Here is an 18,275-nt window from a genome sequence, read left to right as displayed (position 1 = left end):
CGGTTTTCCTGTTGTACCTGATGTATAACATATAATAAAGGATGCGCTTTCATTTATCTCTTCAAAGTTGTCACTTTTTCTATCTTCTTGGGGCGCTGCAGTGCGCCCCTTTAGGGGCGCGGGGAACTGCGCGACCAGCCACCACGCACCCGCGGCCGAAATCCGGCCTGCCGGATCAGGCGGCGCCGGCCACCGAAGCCAGGTACGCCTCTGTCTTCTCGGGCTCGTAGAAGAAGTTCTCGTAGTCGGCGGGGTCGTTGAAGCCGTTGGCGAAGCGGTTGGCGACCGGCTGGAGCTGGCCTGCCGCGCCGATGAGGTTGAGGATGTGCTCCGGCGGGGGCGCCAGCATGGCGTTCGTCCACTTGGTGACGTGCTGGGCCGTGTTCCAGTAGCGGTCGAACGTCTCCTGCATCCAGGTCTCGTCGAACTCCTTCTCGCCCTGTTCGAGGATCGAGGCGAGGTAGGAGGCGGCGCACTTGGAGGCCGAGTTGGAGCCCTGGCCGGTGATCGGGTCGTTGGCGACGACGACGTCCGCGACGCCGAGGACCAGGCCGCCGCCGGGGAGGCGGCCGATCGGGTTGCGGACGGTGGGGGCGTAGCGGCCGGCGAGGGTGCCGCCGGCGTCGGTCAGTTCGACCTTGGTGGCCCGCGCGTGCTCCCAGGGGGTGTACCGCTCCATGAGTTCCAGGGTCAGGGAGAGGTGCTCCGAGGGGTCCTTGACGCCGTTGAAGACGTCCAGCGGGCCGCCGGGTATGCCCTCCCAGAAGAGGATGTCGGCGGGTCCCGAGGTGGTCAGGGTCGGCATGACGAAGAGCTCGCCGACGCCGGGGACCAGGTTGCAGCGGACCGCGTAGTAGTCCGGGTGCTCGGGGCGGGGGCCGAGACCGTGGACGTAGGAGACGGCCAGCGCCCGCTGCGGCTCCGTGTAGGGGGAGCGGGAGGCGTCGCGGCCGAACATCTGGACCAGCTCGCCCTTGCCTGCCGAGACCAGCACCAGGTCGTAGGTACGGGCGAAGTAGTCGAGGTCGCCGACCGCCGCGCCGTGGATGACCAGCTGGCCGCCGCGCTGCGCGAAGGTCTCCATCCAGCCGGCCATCTTCACCCGCTGGTCGACCGACTGCGCGTACCCGTCGAGCTTGCCCACCCAGTCGATCGCGCGGGCCGCGGGGCCCTCGCCCCAGGAGCCGGGGGCGGCGACCGAGACACCGAGTCCTTCGATCTTCGGGGCCTGGGACTCCCAGAAGTTCAGCTGGAGATCGCGCTCGTGCTGCAGTGCCGTGTGGAACATGCACTGCGTCGACATGACCCGGCCGGAGCGGATCTCGTCCGCGGTCCGGTTCGACATCAGGGTGACCTCGTAGCCGTGCGACTGGAGGCCGAGGGCGAGCTGGAGACCGGCCTGGCCGGCCCCCACGACGAGTATCTTCCGCATGCGGTGGTGGCTCCTAAGGGTTCAGCAGAACTACTCGGGGGTTTCGTCCAGCGCGTGGGCGACCAGGGACAGCAGCGTCTCGATGGCCGAGATCCGACGGCGGGCGTCCATGATCATTACAGGGATGCGCGGAGGGATCGTCAATGCCTCCCGCACGTCCTCGGGTTCGAAGCGCTCGCTGCCGTCGAAGTGGTTGACCGCGACGACGTACGGCAGCCCGCAGCTCTCGAAGTAGTCCAGCGCCGGGAAGCAGTCCTTCAGCCGCCGGGTGTCCGCGAGGACGACGGCGCCGATCGCACCGCGCACCAGGTCGTCCCACATGAACCAGAACCGCTGCTGGCCCGGCGTGCCGAACAGGTAGAGCACCAGGTCGTCGTCGAGCGTGATGCGGCCGAAGTCCATGGCCACGGTGGTGGTCAGCTTGCCGGGCGTGGCGGTGAGGTCGTCGGTCTCCTCGCTCGCCTCGGTCATCAGCGCCTCGGTCTGCAGGGGCGTGATCTCCGAGACGGCGGTGACCAGCGTGGTCTTGCCGACGCCGAAGCCGCCCGCCACGACGATCTTCGTCGCGATGGGGGCCCGGGTGCGGTCCGTCTGCCAGGACCGCGGCTGCTCCTCCTCGTCGAGGAGCGGGTTGACGCCGGTGGCGTCAGAGACGGCGTAGTCCACTCAGCACCCTTTCCAGCAGAGCGCGGTCCGGGCGGCCGACGCCGTGTCCGGTACCGGTTCCGTACACACGGATCTTTCCCTGGTCCGCGAGGTCGCTGAGCAGGACCCGGACCACGCCGAGCGGCATCTTCAGCAGCGCGGCGATCTCGGCCACCGTGCGCATACGGCGGCACAGTTCGACGATGGCCTGCATCTCCGGCATCACCCGGGTGCTGAGGGAACCATTCGTCAGTTCCTTGCGCTCCTCCGGGGCCTCAAGGGCCGCCACGAACGTCTCCACGAGGAGGACGTGGCCGAAGCGGGTACGGCCGCCGGTGAGCGAGTAGGGGCGGACGCGGGCGGGTTTGCGGTCGCCGCCGCGTACCGGGAGGTTCTGCATGCGGTTCTTCGGCGCGTTGCTCATCGGCCGCTCCTCGTCGCGTCGGCCTCTAGGGACTTGCGTAGCTCGGTGCGGAGTTCGGGGGTGAGGACGTGACCGGCGCGGCCGACGAACAGTGCCATGTGATAGGCCACCACGCTCATGTCGCACTCCGCGCTGCCGTGCACGCCCAGCAGCGAGCCGTCGCTGATCGACATCACGAAGAGGCTGCCCTCGTCCATCGCGACCATCGTGTGCTTGACCGGGCCGAAGTCCATCAGCCGGGCGGCGCCGACCGTGAGGCTGCCGATGCCGGAGACGATGGTGGCGAGGTCGGCGGCGGAGCCGCGCGGGCCCGTCCGTTTCTCGTTCCTGGCCTCGCGGGCCGCCTCGTTCTGGCCGGGGTCCGAGGAGAGCAGGAGCAGTCCGTCGGAGGAGACCACGGCGACCGACTGGATCCCGGGCACCTCCTCGATGAGGTTGCTCAGCAGCCAGTGCAGGTTACGGGCCTCACTGCTCAGTCCGAAGGTACTGGGCGCGGTCAACTGCTTGCCTCCTCGACAGTGCCCCCCGTGGCTTCTTCGGAAACGGCTGTTCCGGGTACGGCTCGTACGGTGCTCGGCACCTGGTTCTGGCCGGTCTGCTCGGCGATCTCCGCCTCGACGTCACGCCGTCCGGCGTCGGCGCCCCGGCGGAAGCCGCCGAGCCTGCGGCGGAGGGCGTCCGCGTCGACGCCGGTGCTGCGCTGGCGGGGCGACGGGGCGGGGGCGCTGATCTTCGGCGTGCGCTTGGGGAGGCCCTTGCTGGTGACCTCGTCGTCGTCGGCTTCGCCTTCGGAGATTTCGCTCCCACCCGCACCACCCGTGCGGGTTTCGTGGTCGGGCGCGGGCGGCCCCTGCGGGGCGTACTCGCCGTGGGCGGCCGCGGGCAGCGGGCGGGCGTGAGCGCCGGCGTCGGCAGGGTGCGCGTGCTCCCCCGCCGTACCCGCCTCCGGCTCCAGCGGGACCAGCAGCTCCATCGTCGTCTCGGCGAACGTCTCCGCCGGAGCCTTCGGGCGGGCCGTCGGCTCGGGGTCCGCCGACTTCGGTGGGGCCGCCTGCTCGTGTACGGCGTCGTCTTCGGCCCGCCGTACCGCTAGGGCTTCCTCGTCGGCCCCCTTCACGGCTGCGCCGTGCCCGTCCGCCTCCCGTACCGCCTTCTCCGCCAGCGTCACCAGCGGGTCGCCGGACGCCGAGCGGCCGTACAGGACGTTGGAGTTGACCTCCGCGTCCGCGCCGGGGAGGGAGAAGGCGTGGGCGCCGGCCGAGGTCGTCGTGGGCGAGGGGACCGCGGTCCGCGGGGCCTGGGCCAGCAGCGGCTGGGGCAGGACCACGACCGCCGCCACCCCGCCCTGCTTCTGCTCGCGGAGCTGGACGCGGACGCCGTGCCGGTGGGCCAGCCGGGCCACCACGTAGAGGCCGAGGCCGAGACCGTCCTCGCCCTCCTGGTCGTAGGGCGACTCGGGGTCGAAGTCGGCGAGGCGGCCGTTGAGGCGGACCATGCGGTCGGCGGTCATGCCGATGCCCTCGTCCTGGACGGAGAGCATGACCTCGCCGCTCTCCAGCAGCCAGCCGGAGACCTCGACGGGGACGTCGGGCGGGGAGGACGCGGTGGCGTTCTCCATGAGCTCGGCGAGGAGGTGGGAGAGGTCGTCGGCCGCGAACCCGGCCACGTGCGCGTGCGGCGGGAGGGCCGCGATCCGGACCCGCTCGTAGCGCTCGATCTCGCTGACCGCCGCCCGGACGACGTCCACCAGCGGGATCGGGCCCGCGTGCTGCTGGACGTGTTCGGTGCCGGCGAGGACCAGGAGGTTCTCGCTGTGGCGGCGCATGACCGTGGCGAAGTGGTCGAGCTTGAAGAGGGTCGACAGGCGGTCGGGGTCCTGTTCGCGCTCCTCCAGGGTCTCGATCACGGCCAGCTGACGCTCCACCAGGCCGAGCGTGCGCAGCGCGAGGTTGACGAAGGTGCCGCCGATGCTGGTGCGCAGCCGTTCCAGCTGGGTGGCCGCGTCGGTGACCTCGGCGCGCAGCTCCTCGCGGGCGTCGGCCATCTTCTGGCGCTGGCCGACCAGGTGCTTGCGGTCGGTCTCCAGGGTGGCGATGCGGTCGTAGAGCTCGGCGGCGTGCGCGTGCAGGGCGTTGACGGAGCGGACGACCTGGGCGAACTCGTCGTTGCGGCCGGTGAAGGCGACCGGTTCCGCGGTGCGCGGGTCCTCGGCCTCGGCGAGGCGGGCCGAGCCCCGGCGGAGCACGGAGAGCGGGCGGGTGAGGGTGCGGGCCATGGCCGTGGCGATGCCGACCGCGACCAGCATCAGGGCGCCGACCACCGCGACGCGGATCTCCAGCGCGGTGACGTCGTCGTCGCGGAGCGCCTCGAGGTCCTTGGTGCGGTGGTCGTAGAGAGCGGACTCCACACCCCGCATCAGGTCCACCCGGGCGGTCAGCGCCGCGTCCAGCTTCTTGGTGCCGGTGCCGAGGTCGTCGTCGGAGAGGGTCGGCTGGTCGGTGAGGGCGGCCAGGTACTTGTCGGCGTCGTTGACGTCACCGCCGGTGACCGTGGAGTCGTACGAGTCGACCGCCGCCTTGGGCGCGGTGTCGCGGAAGTCGGCGAGGGCCGCGTCGGCGCGCAGCCTGGCCTGCTGGGCGGCGGCGGTGAGCGCGTCGCGCTGCTTCTGGTCGGCGGCGGAGGTGACCTTGGTCGTCGTGGCGAGGCCGGTGAGCGGGTCGATCGTGCTCTGGGTGGTGCTCGGGATGTTCAGGGCCGCGAGGAGCAGGCCCCGGGCGGCCGCGGACTGCTGGACGGCGGAGTCCAGTTCGGCGAGCGCGTAGGCGCCGGAGCCGGCCCTGGGGGGCATCTGCTCGGCCAGTTGCTCGGCGAGCCGGTGCAGTTCGGTGATGGTCGCCGAGTACGCCTGGTGCGCTTCGAGGGCCGTGCTCTTGCCGGTGAGGGCGGAGCGGCGGACGGCGGCGATGCCGTCGAGGTCGGTGCGCAGCCAGCCGGGGGCGTCGGTGTCCGCGCGCAGGTCCTCGACCTGGCGGTCGACGCGGGCGCTGCGGTCCTCGGAGGGCGCCTTGGACTTGGGGCGGCCGGCCGCGATGTAGGAGGTGACCTCGTCACGCTCGTCGGCGAGCGAGTTGGCGAGGGCCAGCGTGTCCTCGGTGCGGCCGGACAGGGTCACCAGGTCCTGGGAGTCGCTCAGCTGCCCGGAGGCGGTGAGCAGGGCGGGCGCTCCGGCGCCCGCTATCGCCGCGGCGACCACGGCCACGGCCACGATCAGCCGGGTGCGGACGTGCTTGGGGCGGCCGGTGCCGACGGGGGCCGCGGCGCCCGTTTCGGAGGCCGTCTTCTTGCCTGTGCGCCGAGGCCGCGTCTTCTGCACCGGTGCTCGCATTCCTGAACTCGTGTACCCAAGGGGCTGGGTGGCACCCCGTCATGATCCCCGGCATTTCGGTGCCAAGTGGTGCACGCACCCGACGCGTGCGCCTGTATATCGGTCCCCGACCCTCCCAGCGCCGGTGGGCAGTGGTCTCACATCACCCGACCCGCCACCCGAAGGAGTGAACATCGGAGGGGAGTTGGCGGGCAAGTTCCTGCGGACTGTGCGGGTGCCTTTTCCGGCTGGCCGGTTGGACGCGGACGGCAGGCTTTGACAGGATTCGCCACCGCACCTTCCCGGAGTACGCCATTCCACCCCAAATCAGGCGGCTGACCTGCGGGGCCGTATCAATTCCGGGGTCGTTGCCAGCCTTTGGTGAAGCCCGTGAAGGGGTCGTGCAGACTGGCCGAATGCGTACTGAAGTCGTTTCGGAACCCGGCGCCCCCGACCGCCCCAACGAGGACTTCGCCGGTGTCGGGCTTCCCGCCTCGGGGCAGGGGGGTTGCGTGATCGTCCTGGACGGAGTCACGCCACCCCCGGACGGCACCGGGTGTCTGCATTCCGTCCACTGGTTCACCGCACGGCTGGGCGGCGCCCTGACCGAACTGACCGTTTCGCGAGGGGATCTGACGCTGCGGGAGATCCTCGAACAGGCGATCGCCCGCACAGCCGCCGCACATGGTGCCACCTGTGACCTTTCTCACCCGCGCACCCCTCAGGCGACGGTCGTGCTGAGCCGCTGGTCCGCGGAGACCGTGGAGTTCCTGGTCCTGTCCGACTCGGTGCTGCTCCTGCGGTCACCCGACGGCACGGTCACCCCGGTCCTGGACGACCGGCTGGACCGGGTGCCGCGCGCCTCGCTGGCCTCGGACGCGATCGCCGACGCCACGGTCCGCAACAAGGAGGGCGGCTTCTTCACGGCCGCCGCCGACCCCGCGGTGGCCGCCCGCGCGGTCACCGGGACCGTGCCCAGCGCCGAGGTCCGCGCGCTGGCCGCCCTCACGGACGGGGCGACCCGCTGGACGGAGAAGTTCCGCGAGGGCGACTGGACGGCCCTCCTGGACGTCGTGCGCAAGGAGGGTGCGCGGGCGCTGGTCGGCCGCGTGCGCGAGCTGGAGGCGGCCGACCGGGAGGAGCGGGTGTTCCTGCGGCGGAGCAAGACGCACGACGACGCGACGGTGGTGTACGTGGAGCTGTGAAGCCCCCCGGCGGCAGCCCGGTAGCGGCCCGGCGGCAGCCCGGCGGCGGCTACTTCTCCATGACGCCGTTCAACTGGTTCAGCAGCCGGGCCAGTTCCGCGACCTCGGCGCGGTCCCAGTGGGCGAGCTGGCGGACGTAGCGGCCGCGGCGGGCCTCGCGGACCGTGCCGACCCGGAGCCGGCCCTCGTCGGTGAGGGCGACCAGCCAGGCCCGTCCGTCGGCCGGGTCGGGCTCCCGGGCGATCAGGCCGAGCTCCTCCAGGGCGCGCAGCTGGCGGGACATGGTGGCCTTGCCGACGCCGACGTAGGCGGCCAGTTCGGTCGCGCGCTGGGCACCGCACTCGTCGAGCCGTACGAGCAGTCCGTACGCGGCGGACTCCAGGTCGGGGTGGACCTCCCGGGCCATCTCCCCCTGGCTGGCCCGGGCGCGGCGCAGCAGCACCGTCAACTCGCGTTCCAGGGCCAGGAACTCCTGGTCCGCACCGCTCGGCGTCAACCCGGTGGCGGCGCGCCGTTCGTCGCCCTTTTCGTCCTCGTGCACGTCAGCACCCCTGATCGGTTTCGCAGTCCTGAAAGTTTCCGTCAAGCCCCGTCATCGCCGCAGCTCGCCAAGTATTCCGCAGGCGTAGACCAACGGCGGCCTCCGGACCCCCTTCCCCCGGGGTCCGGCCCGTGCGTAGCGTCTGCACCAAGGCAATCGCTGGCATGCCCACGTCATGCAATCGCGTCGTGCCGTGTGACACTGCGTCGTGTCGCGCCGCGCGCACCGACCGCCTCTGGCATACCTGGGACCCCTACCTCACCCCACGGAGGCACGTCATGCCCGTGCACAGACCCGCCCCCACCCTCCTCACCGGCCTGCTGGTGCTGCTGTTCGCGGCACTCTCCCCGGGCCCCGCCCACGCCGACGCGTCCGGCCCGGCCGTCCCGGCCCGCGGCTCGGCGTACATGGGCATCGGCGTCCTGGCCCACGACGGCCAGACCGGCACGCCCAAGACCGGGCTCGCCACCCAGACCGAAGGCGTCGACGTCGCCAGCTACCAGGGCGACGTCTCCTGGCCGACCCTGCTGGGCAGCGGGGTCAGATGGGCGTACTCCAAGGCGTCGGAAGGCACGTACTACACGAACCCCTCCTTCGCCCAGCAGTACAACGGCTCCTACGACGTCGGCATGATCCGCGGCGCCTACCACTTCGCGACCCCGGACACCGCGGGCGGCGCCGCACAGGCCGACTACTTCGTCGACCACGGCGGCGGCTGGTCGAAGGACGGCCGGACCCTTCCCGGCGTCCTCGACATCGAGTGGAACCCGTACGGCGCAGCGTGCTACGGCAAATCCAAGAGCGGGATGGTCACCTGGATCACCGACTTCCTGAACCGGTACAAGGCCCGGACCGGCCGGGCCGCGGTCATCTACACGGCCACGAGCTGGTGGACGGACTGCACCGGCAACTACAGCGGCTTCGGCGCCACCAACCCGCTGTGGGTCGCCCGCTACGCCTCGGAGGTGGGCACGCTGCCGGCCGGCTGGTCGACGTACACGATGTGGCAGTACACGTCGACCGGACCGACGGTCGGGGACCACGACAAGTTCAACGGGGCCATCGACCGAGTGGTGGCACTGGCCAACGGCTGAGCGCGAAGGCCCGGGTCTCCTCGCGGGGACCCGGGCCTTCTTCTGCATCCGGCAGCGTCCGTCACGCCGCTACCGGAACCTCCGGCGCCGCGCCGTTCGTGGCGGGCGCGAGCGCCAGCTCCAGGACCTGACGGACGTCGGTCACGGCGTGGACGTCGAGCTTGTCCAGCACCTCGGCCGGGACGTCGTCCAGGTCGGCCTCGTTGCGCTTCGGGATGATGACGGTCGCCACCCCGGCGCGCTGGGCGGCGAGCAGCTTCTGCTTCACGCCGCCGATGGGCAGCACCCGGCCGGTCAGCGAGACCTCGCCGGTCATCGCCACGTCCGTGCGGACCAGCCGCCCGGAGAGCAGCGACGCGAGGGCCGTCGTCATCGTGACGCCGGCGCTGGGGCCGTCCTTCGGGACCGCGCCCGCCGGGAAGTGGATGTGCACACCCCGGTCCTTCAGGTCGCCGACCGGGAGTTCCAGTTCGGCGCCGTGCGAGCGGAGGAAGGACAGGGCGATCTGCGCGCTCTCCTTCATCACGTCACCCAGCTGACCGGTGAGGGTCAGCCCCGCCGCGCCCGTCTCCGGGTCGGCCAGCGACGCCTCCACGAAGAGGACGTCACCACCCGCTCCGGTGACCGCGAGCCCGGTCGCCACACCCGGGACCGCCGTACGGCGCTCGGCCGGGTCCTGGGCGGACTCGGGCACATGGTGCGGCCGGCCGATCAGGGCGCGCAGGTCCTCGTCCCTGATGGTGAACGGCAGCTCCCGCTGGCCCAGTTCGTGCTGGGCCGCGACCTTGCGCAGCAGCCGGGCGATCGACCGCTCCAGGGTGCGGACGCCTGCCTCCCGGGTGTACTCGCCGGCCAGCTTGCGCAGCGCGCTCTCCTCCAGGACGACCTCGTCCTTGTCGATGCCCGCCCGCTCCAGCTGGCGCGGGAGCAGGTGGTCACGGGCGATGACGACCTTCTCGTCCTCGGTGTAACCGTCCAGGCGGACCAGCTCCATACGGTCGAGCAGGGCCTCCGGGATCGCCTCCAGGACGTTGGCGGTGGCGAGGAAGACGACGTCGGACAGGTCGAGCTCGACCTCCAGGTAGTGGTCGCGGAAGGTGTGGTTCTGCGCCGGGTCCAGGACTTCGAGCAGGGCGGCCGCCGGGTCGCCCCGGAAGTCGGACCCCACCTTGTCGATCTCGTCGAGCAGGACGACCGGGTTCATCGAACCGGCCTCCTTGATGGCCCGGACGATCCGGCCGGGCAGCGCACCCACGTACGTACGCCGGTGACCACGGATCTCGGCCTCGTCCCGGACGCCGCCGAGGGCGACCCGGACGAACTTCCGCCCCATGGCATGGGCGACGGACTCACCGAGCGAGGTCTTGCCGACACCGGGCGGACCGACCAGCGCCAGCACGGCACCGCCACGGCGTCCGCCGATGACCCCGAGCCCCCGGTCGCTACGGCGCTTGCGCACCGCCAGGTACTCGGTGATCCGCTCCTTCACGTCCTCCAGGCCGGCGTGCTCGGCGTCCAGGACCGCCTTGGCGCCCTGGATGTCGTACTCGTCCTCGGTGCGCTCGTTCCACGGCAGTTCCAGCACCGTGTCCAGCCAGGTGCGGATCCACGAGCCCTCGGGCGACTGGTCGCTGGACCGCTCCAGCTTGTCGACCTCCTTGAGGGCGGCCTCGCGAACCTTCTCCGGCAGGTCGGCGGCCTCCACGCGGGAGCGGTAGTCGTCGGACTCCTCGCCGTCCTTGGCGGCGTCGCCGTTCAGCTCGCGCAGCTCCTTGCGGACCGCCTCCAGCTGACGGCGGAGCAGGAACTCGCGCTGCTGCTTGTCGACGCCCTCCTGGACGTCCTTGGCGATGGTCTCCGCCACGTCCTGCTCGGCGAGGTGGTCGCGCAGCTGCTGGGTGGCCAGCTTCAGGCGGGCGACCGCGTCGACGGTCTCCAGGAGTTCGATCTTCTGCTCGGTGGTCAGGAAGGGCGAGTAACCGGAGTTGTCGGCGAGCTGGGAGACGTCGTCGATGGCCTGCACCCGGTCCACGACCTGCCAGGCGCCGCGCTTGCGCAGCCAGGTGGTGGCGAGGGCCTTGTACTCCTTGACCAGTTCGGTGACATGACCGGGCACCGGGTCCGGGACGTTCTCGTCGATGCGGGTGCCCTCCACCCACAGGGCGGCACCAGGGCCGGTGGTGCCGGCGCCGATGCGCACCCGGTAGCGGCCGCGGATCAGCGCGCCCGGGTCGCCGTCGGCCAGGCGGCCGACCTGCTCCACAGTGCCGAGCACACCGGTGCTCGGGTAGGTCCCGTCGACCCGCGGCACCAGCAGCACCTTGGGCTTGCCGGGCTCGGTACGGGCGGCGGCCTGCGCGGCCTCGACGGCGGCGCGTACATCAGGGTCCTTCAGGTCCAGCGGGACCACCATCCCGGGCAGCACAACCTCGCCGTCGAGCGGCAGCACAGGGAGGGTGAGTGATGCGGACGTCGAAGCCATGATCTCCCCTTCGGCAGTCAACTTGAGTTATGCCGACTCAATGCATGTGAGCCACCGAATGTTCCCAGGCGTGCGTTCGCTGTGAGCGATCGGCTGCCGACCTGGTCGTACGGGGCGTACGGCCGAGGCCTACGAACGGAAAACAGTTGATCGGAGCGGGCTCATTCCCCGTACGGTCGGCCGGTGACCGACACCGACAGCACCGCTGCCCTGCTGGCCGCCTACGACGCCCAGATGCGCGCCGTCCAGCCCGTCCCCGCGCCCGGGATCACCTACGAGCACGACGGCCCCGCCCTCCGGGTGGTGGGCCAGCACCGCGGCTTCGTGACCGGGCCGCGGGACTGGGGCGGTGTGCGCGGCGCCGAACTGGACGCGCTGATCGCACGGCAGCGGGACTTCTTCGCGGCGCGCGGCGAGGCGATGGAGTGGAAGACGCGCGGGCACGACGACCCGGCGGACCTCCCCGGCCGGCTGCGGGCGGCGGGCTTCGTGCCCGAGCCGCCGGAGACGGTCGTGGTCGCCCTGGTCGGGGAACTGGCCGTGGCCGCACCCGCCCTGCCCCGGGGCGTGACCCTGCGCCGGGTCACCGCCGACGCGGACCTGGACCGGATCGCCGCGCTGGAGACGGCGGTGTGGGGCGCGGACATGGCGTGGATCGCCGGCTACCTGAGGGGCCGGCTCACGGTCGCCCCCGACGACAACGAGGTGTACGTGGCCGAGGCCGCCGGAGAGGTCGTCTCGGCGGCCTGGGTGGCCTTCCGGCCCGACACGGACTTCGCCATGCTGCTGGGCGGCTCCACGCTGGCCGAGTGGCGCGGCAAGGGCATCTACCGCGCCCTGGTCGCCCTGCGAGCGACCCGAGCGGCAGCCCGGAACGCCCCCTACCTCCTCGTGGAGGCCTCGGACGACAGCGCCCCGATCCTCGAACGGCTGGGCTTCAGGACGCTCACGACAACGACCCCGTACGTCTGGACCCCGGCCACCTGACAGATGCCGCCGCATCAGCGCCCCACAGGGGCGCGGGGAACCGCGCGAGCAACCGAACGAAGCCCGCACCCGGCAACCACCCGGAACCCCCGACGGCGATGGGCACCGCCAGGTCCGGCACCGCCGGACAACGCCATCGGGGCTGATCACCGTTGTGGCGGAAGGAGAATCCGGCACCGCCACACCACCGCAACACAACTCACAGGAACTGAGCCGAAACTGCCAGCGGATGCACAGCGAACGGCGGCACACCACGGGGCTCGGGGGACACATGGGTGAGAAACAGCCGACGCCCAAGCGGCCGGCCCGGCGTGCCGTGCTCACCGGCGCCGCCGTCGTCGCGGCGGGCGCCGCCGCCGTCCCGTTGACCCTGCGCGCCGTCGGCGACGACGGCGCCGGCACCCCCGCCCGCACCGCCTCCGCGGCCCCCGCCGCAAGCCGTCCCCCGGCCTCCCCCCTCCCCCGCACCGACCCGCGCCCGAACATCCTCCTCGTCCTCACCGACGACCAGCCCAAGGAGACGGACTGGGCGGTCCGGCGTACCGCCGACTGGCTGGGCGGGCAGGGCGTCACCTTCGCGCGGGCGCATGCCAACACCCCGCTCTGCGCGCCCTCCCGGGCCTCGATCATGTCGGGGCGGTACGCACACCACCACGGCGTCCTGGACACCGTCCACCCGTACCACCTCGACCAGCACACCACCGTGCAGCGCCAGTTGCACGAGGCCGGCTACCGCACCGGCCTGTTCGGCAAGTACCTCAACTACTGGCACACCGGCGACAACCCGCCGCACTTCGACGAGTGGCTGCTGCAGGAGCCCGTGGCCTACTACAACGGCCACTACAACGACAGCGGCACGGTCCGGAACATCCCCGGCTACAACACCCACGTCATCAGGGACCGCGCCCTCGCCTTCATCGACAGGTCCCGGACCGACACCCGGCCCTGGTTCGCGTACGTCGCCACCCGCAGCGCGCACGAACTCAACATCCCGGAGCGGAGGTACGCGCACGCGCGCGTGCCGGAATGGCCCGGCCGGCCCTCCGTCCACGAGGGCGACAAGAGCGACAAGCCGCCGTTCCTGCGCACGGCGAAGCACACGTACGACCAGGGAAAGGCGCTGCGCGGGCGCCAGTTGCGCACCCTGCTGTCGGTGGACGACGCGATGCGGGACTTCCGGGACAAGCTCCGCGCGCTGGGCCAGCTGGAGAACACCCTCGTGCTGTTCACCAGCGACCACGGGCTGTGCTGGGCGGACCACGGCTGGCTGCGCAAGTCGGTGCCGTACCGGCCGAGCCTGGAGGTGCCGTTCTGGCTGTCCTGGCCCGCACACGGCCTGGGCAAGGGCACCGTCGACGACCGGCTCACCGGCCATGTCGACATCGCCCCGACCCTCCTGGACGCGGCCGGCATCACCCCGGACACCCCGCACGACGGCCACTCGCTCCTCGATGCCCGCAACGACCGCGACCGCCTCCTCGCCGAGTGGTGGTGGAACCGGCAGGACCAGGAGCCGATCCACACCTGGGCCACCCACGTCGGCAGGTCCACGCAGTACACGGAGTACTACCGCACGCGCCTCGACGGGCAGGGCCGGCCCACGCAGGGCGACGGCGCCGTCCTCTTCCGCGAGTTCTACGACCTGGCCGCCGACCCCTACCAGCTCACCAACCGCCTGCACGGCGCCACGGCCGAGCAGGAAGCGGCGCTCGGGATACCGGAGTTGGCGAAGGGGCTGGCGGCGGCGCGGCGCGGCTGAGCACTCAGGGAGCGACGGGGACGACGCCGGCGGCCAGGTCCTGGACGCGCTCCCGCCGCCAGCGTCGTACCACCGGCCAGAGCCCGGTCCCGATGGCCAGCGAGATCAGGTGGCCCCAATTGGTCATCGGGTCCTGGAAGGCGATGAGGTCCGTGACGAGGCTGTAGCCGACCAGCGCGAGCAGCGGCCAGCGCAGCCGGGGGGCGAGGAGGCCGGAGAGCGCGCCGATGCTGGCGGCCACGCCGAAGCTGATGCCGTAGTCGAGGCGGTGCAGCGAGGTGTCGGGAAGGTGGCCGACCAGGACCGCGAGGCCGACCGGGACCTCGGTCGCGAGGGTGGCCAGGACATGGCCCGTCAGGAAGACGAGGATCGCGCGGGCACCGCCTATCCGCCGCTCCAGCGCGGTCAGGACGAGCACGAAGGCCAGCGCGTACGGCGACAGCAGCCCGCCGGCGATCCACAGCGCGCTGGCCAGCAGGACGAAGACCGGGGTGCGCAGCAGGTGGGCGACGTCGGTGCTGGAGTCCTGGTAGACCGCGTCCAGGAGACGGGGGCTGGCCCAGCTCGCGAAGAGCGAGGTGAGGGCCAGGATCGCCGTGTAGGTGAAGGTGACCGGGGTGCCGGTGGGGGTGGGGAGGAGTCGCCAGGGCCGCACGCGCCAGGTCAGCGGACGCGGGAAGGGCAGGTGCAGGGCGGTGTGCGGGGTCTTCGGTGCGGGCGCCGCGACCGGGCCGCGCTGGCGGGGCACGCCGTCCAGGAGGGCGGCGACGTCCCCGGCGGGAAGGGGCTCGGGCGTGGGCGTCGATGCGGCCCTCGCGGTCCGTTCCACGGTGAGGCGCTCCTTCCGTTTCACCCCACCCTTCGCCGTCCCACGAGCCGCTGTCTGTGACCGGGGCCACGCAGGGGACGATTCAAAGGATTTTCTGAAGAACCAAGAGGGGTCAGGAGGAACCATACGAGCCGCTTCCTGTCACCCGCGGGCGCGAAGCGCCGGGCGGCCCCTCGAACGGGTGACACCCGTGCGGCTGCCCGACACCCGTAATTCGGGTGGCCGCAAAGCCCTGTTGGGGCAGGATGGCCGCCATGACGACCTCGGCCTCCGCGCCCGACAGCCTCCCCGTGGTCCTGGACCGGCGCGACGGGCCGTACGGCGAGGTGGTGCTGCGCAGACACGGCGAGCTCCTCCAGATCATCGCCAACGGCTGCTTCCTGATGGACACCTCCGACGGACGCTCGGAACGGTTACTGGTGGACGCCGCGTACCGGGCGCTGGACGGACGGAGCGGGCCGGCGGTGCTGATCGGCGGGCTGGGCGTCGGGTTCTCGCTCGCCCGTGCCGCACAGGACCCCCACTGGGGGCGGATCACGGTCGTGGAGCGGGAGGCGGCGGTCGTCGGCTGGCACCGGGACGGTCCGCTCGCCGCGCTCTCCGCCCGCGCGTTCGCCGATCCGCGCACGGTGATCATCGAGAGCGATCTCGTCACTTACGTCAATGAGACATCGGACACGTTCGACGCACTGTGCCTGGACATCGACAACGGCCCCGGCTGGACCGTCGACGAGGCCAACGAGGGGCTCTACTCACCGGCCGGACTCGCAGGCTGCGCAAGGGTGTTGAGGCCTGGCGGGGTACTTGCCGTATGGTCGGCGCAGCCCTCTGCGGAATTCGAGGGAACCTTGTGGAATGCCGGTTTCCAACGGGTGCGTACCGAAGAGATCCCGGTTGCCCGGGGCGTTCCGGACGTCGTTCACCTTGCCGTCCGCCCTGGATAGCGAGTGCGCCTCCTGTCCCCGTAATGTGCATCCCTGACGCGGATCATTCAAGCGTCAATCGCAGTCATGGGATCACCCCACTGGTTCCGGAAAGCACACAGGGGCGGGCGATGGAGCAGACACACACCTCCCACAACGGCACGGCGACGGCCACCCAGGGCGCCCAGCGCCGGGTTCTGGTCGTCGAGGACGATCCCACGATCGTCGACGCCATCGCGGCCCGCCTGCGCGCCGAGGGGTTCCTCGTGCAAACAGCGGGCGACGGTCCGGCGGCCGTCGACACCGCCGAGGCCTGGCAGCCCGACCTGCTGATCCTCGACATCATGCTGCCCGGCTTCGACGGTCTGGAGGTCTGCCGGCGCGTGCAGGCCGCCCGGCCGGTGCCGGTGCTGATGCTCACCGCGCGGGACGACGAGACCGACATGCTGGTCGGCCTCGGGGTCGGCGCCGACGACTACATGACCAAGCCGTTCTCCATGCGGGAGCTGGCGGCACGCGTGCACGTGCTGCTGCGACGGGTGGAGCGGGCGGCCATCGCGGCCTCCACGCCCCGCTCGGGCATCCTGCGCCTCGGCGAGCTGGAGATCGACCACGCGCAGCGCCGGGTCCGGGTGCGCAGCGAGGACGTGCACCTGACCCCCACCGAGTTCGACCTCCTCGTGTGCCTGGCGAACACCCCGCGGGCGGTGCTCTCCCGTGAGCAGCTGCTCGCCGAGGTGTGGGACTGGGCGGACGCCTCCGGCACCCGCACGGTCGACAGCCACATCAAGGCGCTGCGCCGGAAGATCGGCGCCGAGCGGATCCGCACCGTGCACGGTGTGGGCTACGCGCTGGAGACACCGACGCCATGAGCGCCGGGCCGGCCGGACCAAGAGGCCCCGGGGGCCCGGGGGGCTCCGGGGAGGAGCCCTGGGGCGGGGTACGCCCGTTCTCGATCAAGACCAAGCTGGGCGCGCTGGTCGTCGTCTCGGTCCTGATCACCACCGGTCTGTCGATCGTCGCGGTGCACACCAAGACGGAGCTGCGCTTCATCACGGTCTTCTCGATGATCGCCACACTGCTGATAACGCAGTTCGTGGCGCATTCGCTCACCGCGCCGCTGGACGACATGAACGCGGTGGCCCGGTCGATATCGCAGGGCGACTACACGCGCCGGGTGCGCGAGAACCGCCGGGACGAGCTGGGCGACCTGGCCGAGACGATCAACGTCATGGCCGACGAGCTGGAGGCCCAGGACCGCCAGCGCAAGGAGCTGGTCGCGAACGTCTCGCACGAGCTGCGCACGCCCATCGCGGGGCTGCGGGCCGTCCTGGAGAACGTCGTCGACGGGATCGCCGAGCCGGACACCGAGACGATGCGCACGGCCCTGAAGCAGACCGAGCGCCTCGGACGGCTCGTGGAGACCCTCCTGGACCTGTCCCGGCTCGACAACGGCGTGGTCCCCCTGCGCCAGCGCCGCTTCGAGGTGTGGCCGTACCTGTCAGGTGTGCTCAAGGAGGCCAACATGGTCGTCGGGGCACGCGGCCTCGCCTCGAACTCCGGCAGTCACACCCGTACCGACGTCCATCTGCACCTCGACGTCTCGCCGCCCGAGCTGACCGCGCACGCCGACCCGGAGCGCATCCACCAGGTCGTGGCGAACCTCATCGACAACGCGGTCAAGCACAGCCCGGCGCACGGTCGGGTGACCGTGAAGGCGCGGCGCGGGCCGCAGCCGGAGTCGCTGGAGCTGGAGGTCCTGGACGAGGGTCCCGGCATTCCGCGCTCGGAGTGGCACCGCGTCTTCGAGCGCTTCAACCGCGGCGCCGTGCGGCGGCCGCACGGTCCGGGCAGCGACGGCGGCACCGGGCTGGGCCTGGCGATCGCCCGGTGGGCGGTGGATCTGCACGGCGGCCGGATCGGTGTGGCCGAATCCGACCGGGGCTGCAGGATTATCGTCACTCTCCCAGGGCTTTCATCCGTCCCAAGTTGACGTAAAGTTCGATCCGGAGCCTCAAGATCCATCTGTGGTCGGCACGGCCGTCCGCGCAGCCGGACACGTGTGATCAGGTGCGGCCCCCGCGCATGTCGCGCGGGGCTTCGGTGTGAGGTGATCGCCGGCGTGGCGGAGCCATGCCTGGTTCAGTCCTTGCGCAGCGCAACCACGCTTGTTTCCCGCCATATCAAGCCCTGAAACACAGTTTTCGATGTGACTTACGCGACGATGAACCGGCCCGACCTGACCTTCGCGGTCTTGGAGGCGTAGCCTTTATTCCCGCTGTCCATAACCTTGTGAAGCGGAAGAGGGCGGTTGCCGCCGTGTCGCCACAGTCCCCCAGTAACTCGAGCATCTCGACCGACGCAGACCAAGCGGGCAAGAACCCCGCAGCCGCGTTCGGACCGAACGAGTGGCTCGTCGACGAGATCTATCAGCAGTACCTCCAGGACCCGAATTCGGTAGACCGAGCCTGGTGGGACTTCTTTGCCGACTACAAGCCGAACTCGACACGGCCACCGACCGGCACCCGGTCCTGGTCAAGCGCGGCGGCCACAACGACGTCGTCAACAGCTACGCGCTGCGCCTCGCGGG

General features: G+C 71.3%; 16 protein-coding genes. 8 read left to right on the top strand and 8 right to left on the bottom strand.

All coding sequences use genetic code 11. The features are described 5' to 3' along the window. Positions 1-175: 175 nt before the first annotated feature. The 5 genes from ABT137_RS50070 to ABT137_RS50050 are packed head-to-tail and all read right to left on the bottom strand — an operon-like array spanning position 176 to position 5,874. Positions 176-1,432, bottom strand: coding sequence for a styrene monooxygenase/indole monooxygenase family protein (locus tag ABT137_RS50070; protein ID WP_351720537.1), 1,257 nt, complete (start codon positions 1,430-1,432; stop codon positions 176-178). Positions 1,433-1,462: 30 nt separating this feature from the next. After that, positions 1,463-2,098, bottom strand: a complete 636-nt coding sequence (locus tag ABT137_RS50065) for a GTP-binding protein (RefSeq protein WP_351720534.1) — start codon at positions 2,096-2,098, stop codon at positions 1,463-1,465. Further along, positions 2,079-2,501 carry a DUF742 domain-containing protein gene (locus tag ABT137_RS50060; RefSeq protein WP_351720532.1) on the bottom strand — a complete coding sequence of 141 codons (423 nt, stop codon included), beginning with the start codon at positions 2,499-2,501 and terminating at the stop codon, positions 2,079-2,081. Before ABT137_RS50060 ends, ABT137_RS50065 begins: the two co-directional genes overlap by 20 nt. Further along, complete coding sequence (locus tag ABT137_RS50055) at positions 2,498-3,001, bottom strand: roadblock/LC7 domain-containing protein (protein ID WP_351720531.1); 504 nt, start codon at positions 2,999-3,001, stop codon at positions 2,498-2,500. Before ABT137_RS50055 ends, ABT137_RS50060 begins: the two co-directional genes overlap by 4 nt. Beyond that, positions 2,998-5,874: a sensor histidine kinase gene (locus ABT137_RS50050; RefSeq protein ID WP_351720529.1), complete on the bottom strand. Its 2,877-nt coding sequence runs from the start codon at positions 5,872-5,874 to the stop codon at positions 2,998-3,000. Before ABT137_RS50050 ends, ABT137_RS50055 begins: the two co-directional genes overlap by 4 nt. Before the next feature lie 407 nt (positions 5,875-6,281). Here ABT137_RS50050 and ABT137_RS50045 point away from each other — a divergent pair, with 407 nt between their 5' ends. Then, a complete protein-coding gene (locus ABT137_RS50045) occupies positions 6,282-7,070 on the top strand; it encodes a protein phosphatase 2C domain-containing protein (RefSeq protein ID WP_351720526.1) in 789 nt (262 codons plus the stop codon). Positions 7,071-7,119: 49 nt separating this feature from the next. On the opposite strand, the gene ABT137_RS50040 is transcribed toward ABT137_RS50045, so the two are convergent. Next, on the bottom strand, positions 7,120-7,611 hold the full coding sequence (locus ABT137_RS50040; protein WP_351720524.1) for a MarR family winged helix-turn-helix transcriptional regulator: 492 nt from the start codon (positions 7,609-7,611) through the stop codon (positions 7,120-7,122). A 278-nt stretch (positions 7,612-7,889) separates the two neighbouring features. On the opposite strand from ABT137_RS50040, the gene ABT137_RS50035 reads away from it, so the two are divergent. Continuing rightward, positions 7,890-8,705 carry a lysozyme gene (locus tag ABT137_RS50035; protein WP_351720523.1) on the top strand — a complete coding sequence of 272 codons (816 nt, stop codon included), beginning with the start codon at positions 7,890-7,892 and terminating at the stop codon, positions 8,703-8,705. 61 nt (positions 8,706-8,766) lie between these two features. On the opposite strand, the gene lon is transcribed toward ABT137_RS50035, so the two are convergent. Continuing rightward, positions 8,767-11,187, bottom strand: coding sequence for an endopeptidase La (gene lon, locus ABT137_RS50030; RefSeq protein ID WP_351720521.1), 2,421 nt, complete (start codon positions 11,185-11,187; stop codon positions 8,767-8,769). Positions 11,188-11,421: 234 nt separating this feature from the next. Here lon and ABT137_RS50025 point away from each other — a divergent pair, with 234 nt between their 5' ends. Both ABT137_RS50025 and ABT137_RS50020 read left to right on the top strand, forming a co-directional pair. Further along, positions 11,422-12,174, top strand: a complete 753-nt coding sequence (locus ABT137_RS50025) for a GNAT family N-acetyltransferase (protein WP_351720539.1) — start codon at positions 11,422-11,424, stop codon at positions 12,172-12,174. 271 nt (positions 12,175-12,445) lie between these two features. After that, positions 12,446-13,933: a sulfatase family protein gene (locus ABT137_RS50020; RefSeq protein ID WP_351720520.1), complete on the top strand. Its 1,488-nt coding sequence runs from the start codon at positions 12,446-12,448 to the stop codon at positions 13,931-13,933. A gap of 4 nt (positions 13,934-13,937) precedes the next feature. Here ABT137_RS50020 and ABT137_RS50015 read toward each other — a convergent pair whose 3' ends face one another. Next, positions 13,938-14,762, bottom strand: a complete 825-nt coding sequence (locus tag ABT137_RS50015; protein WP_351720518.1) for a rhomboid-like protein — start codon at positions 14,760-14,762, stop codon at positions 13,938-13,940. Positions 14,763-15,016: 254 nt separating this feature from the next. Here ABT137_RS50015 and ABT137_RS50010 point away from each other — a divergent pair, with 254 nt between their 5' ends. The 4 genes from ABT137_RS50010 to ABT137_RS49995 all read left to right on the top strand — a co-directional run. Next, positions 15,017-15,706 carry a spermidine synthase family protein gene (locus ABT137_RS50010; protein ID WP_351720516.1) on the top strand — a complete coding sequence of 230 codons (690 nt, stop codon included), beginning with the start codon at positions 15,017-15,019 and terminating at the stop codon, positions 15,704-15,706. 110 nt (positions 15,707-15,816) lie between these two features. Further along, complete coding sequence (locus ABT137_RS50005) at positions 15,817-16,557, top strand: response regulator transcription factor (protein WP_093499134.1); 741 nt, start codon at positions 15,817-15,819, stop codon at positions 16,555-16,557. After that, positions 16,554-17,678: a HAMP domain-containing sensor histidine kinase gene (locus ABT137_RS50000; protein ID WP_351720513.1), complete on the top strand. Its 1,125-nt coding sequence runs from the start codon at positions 16,554-16,556 to the stop codon at positions 17,676-17,678. Before ABT137_RS50005 ends, ABT137_RS50000 begins: the two co-directional genes overlap by 4 nt. A 326-nt stretch (positions 17,679-18,004) precedes the next feature. Beyond that, the coding region (locus ABT137_RS49995) for a 2-oxoglutarate dehydrogenase E1 subunit family protein (protein ID WP_351720511.1) at positions 18,005-18,275 on the top strand (271 nt) is incomplete at its 3' end.

This window comes from Streptomyces sp. NPDC001980, from assembly GCF_040296885.1.
GTDB lineage: Bacteria > Actinomycetota > Actinomycetes > Streptomycetales > Streptomycetaceae > Streptomyces.
The sequence above is the reverse complement of the archived record's forward strand: the minus strand, read 5'-3'. Positions and strand labels throughout refer to the sequence as shown.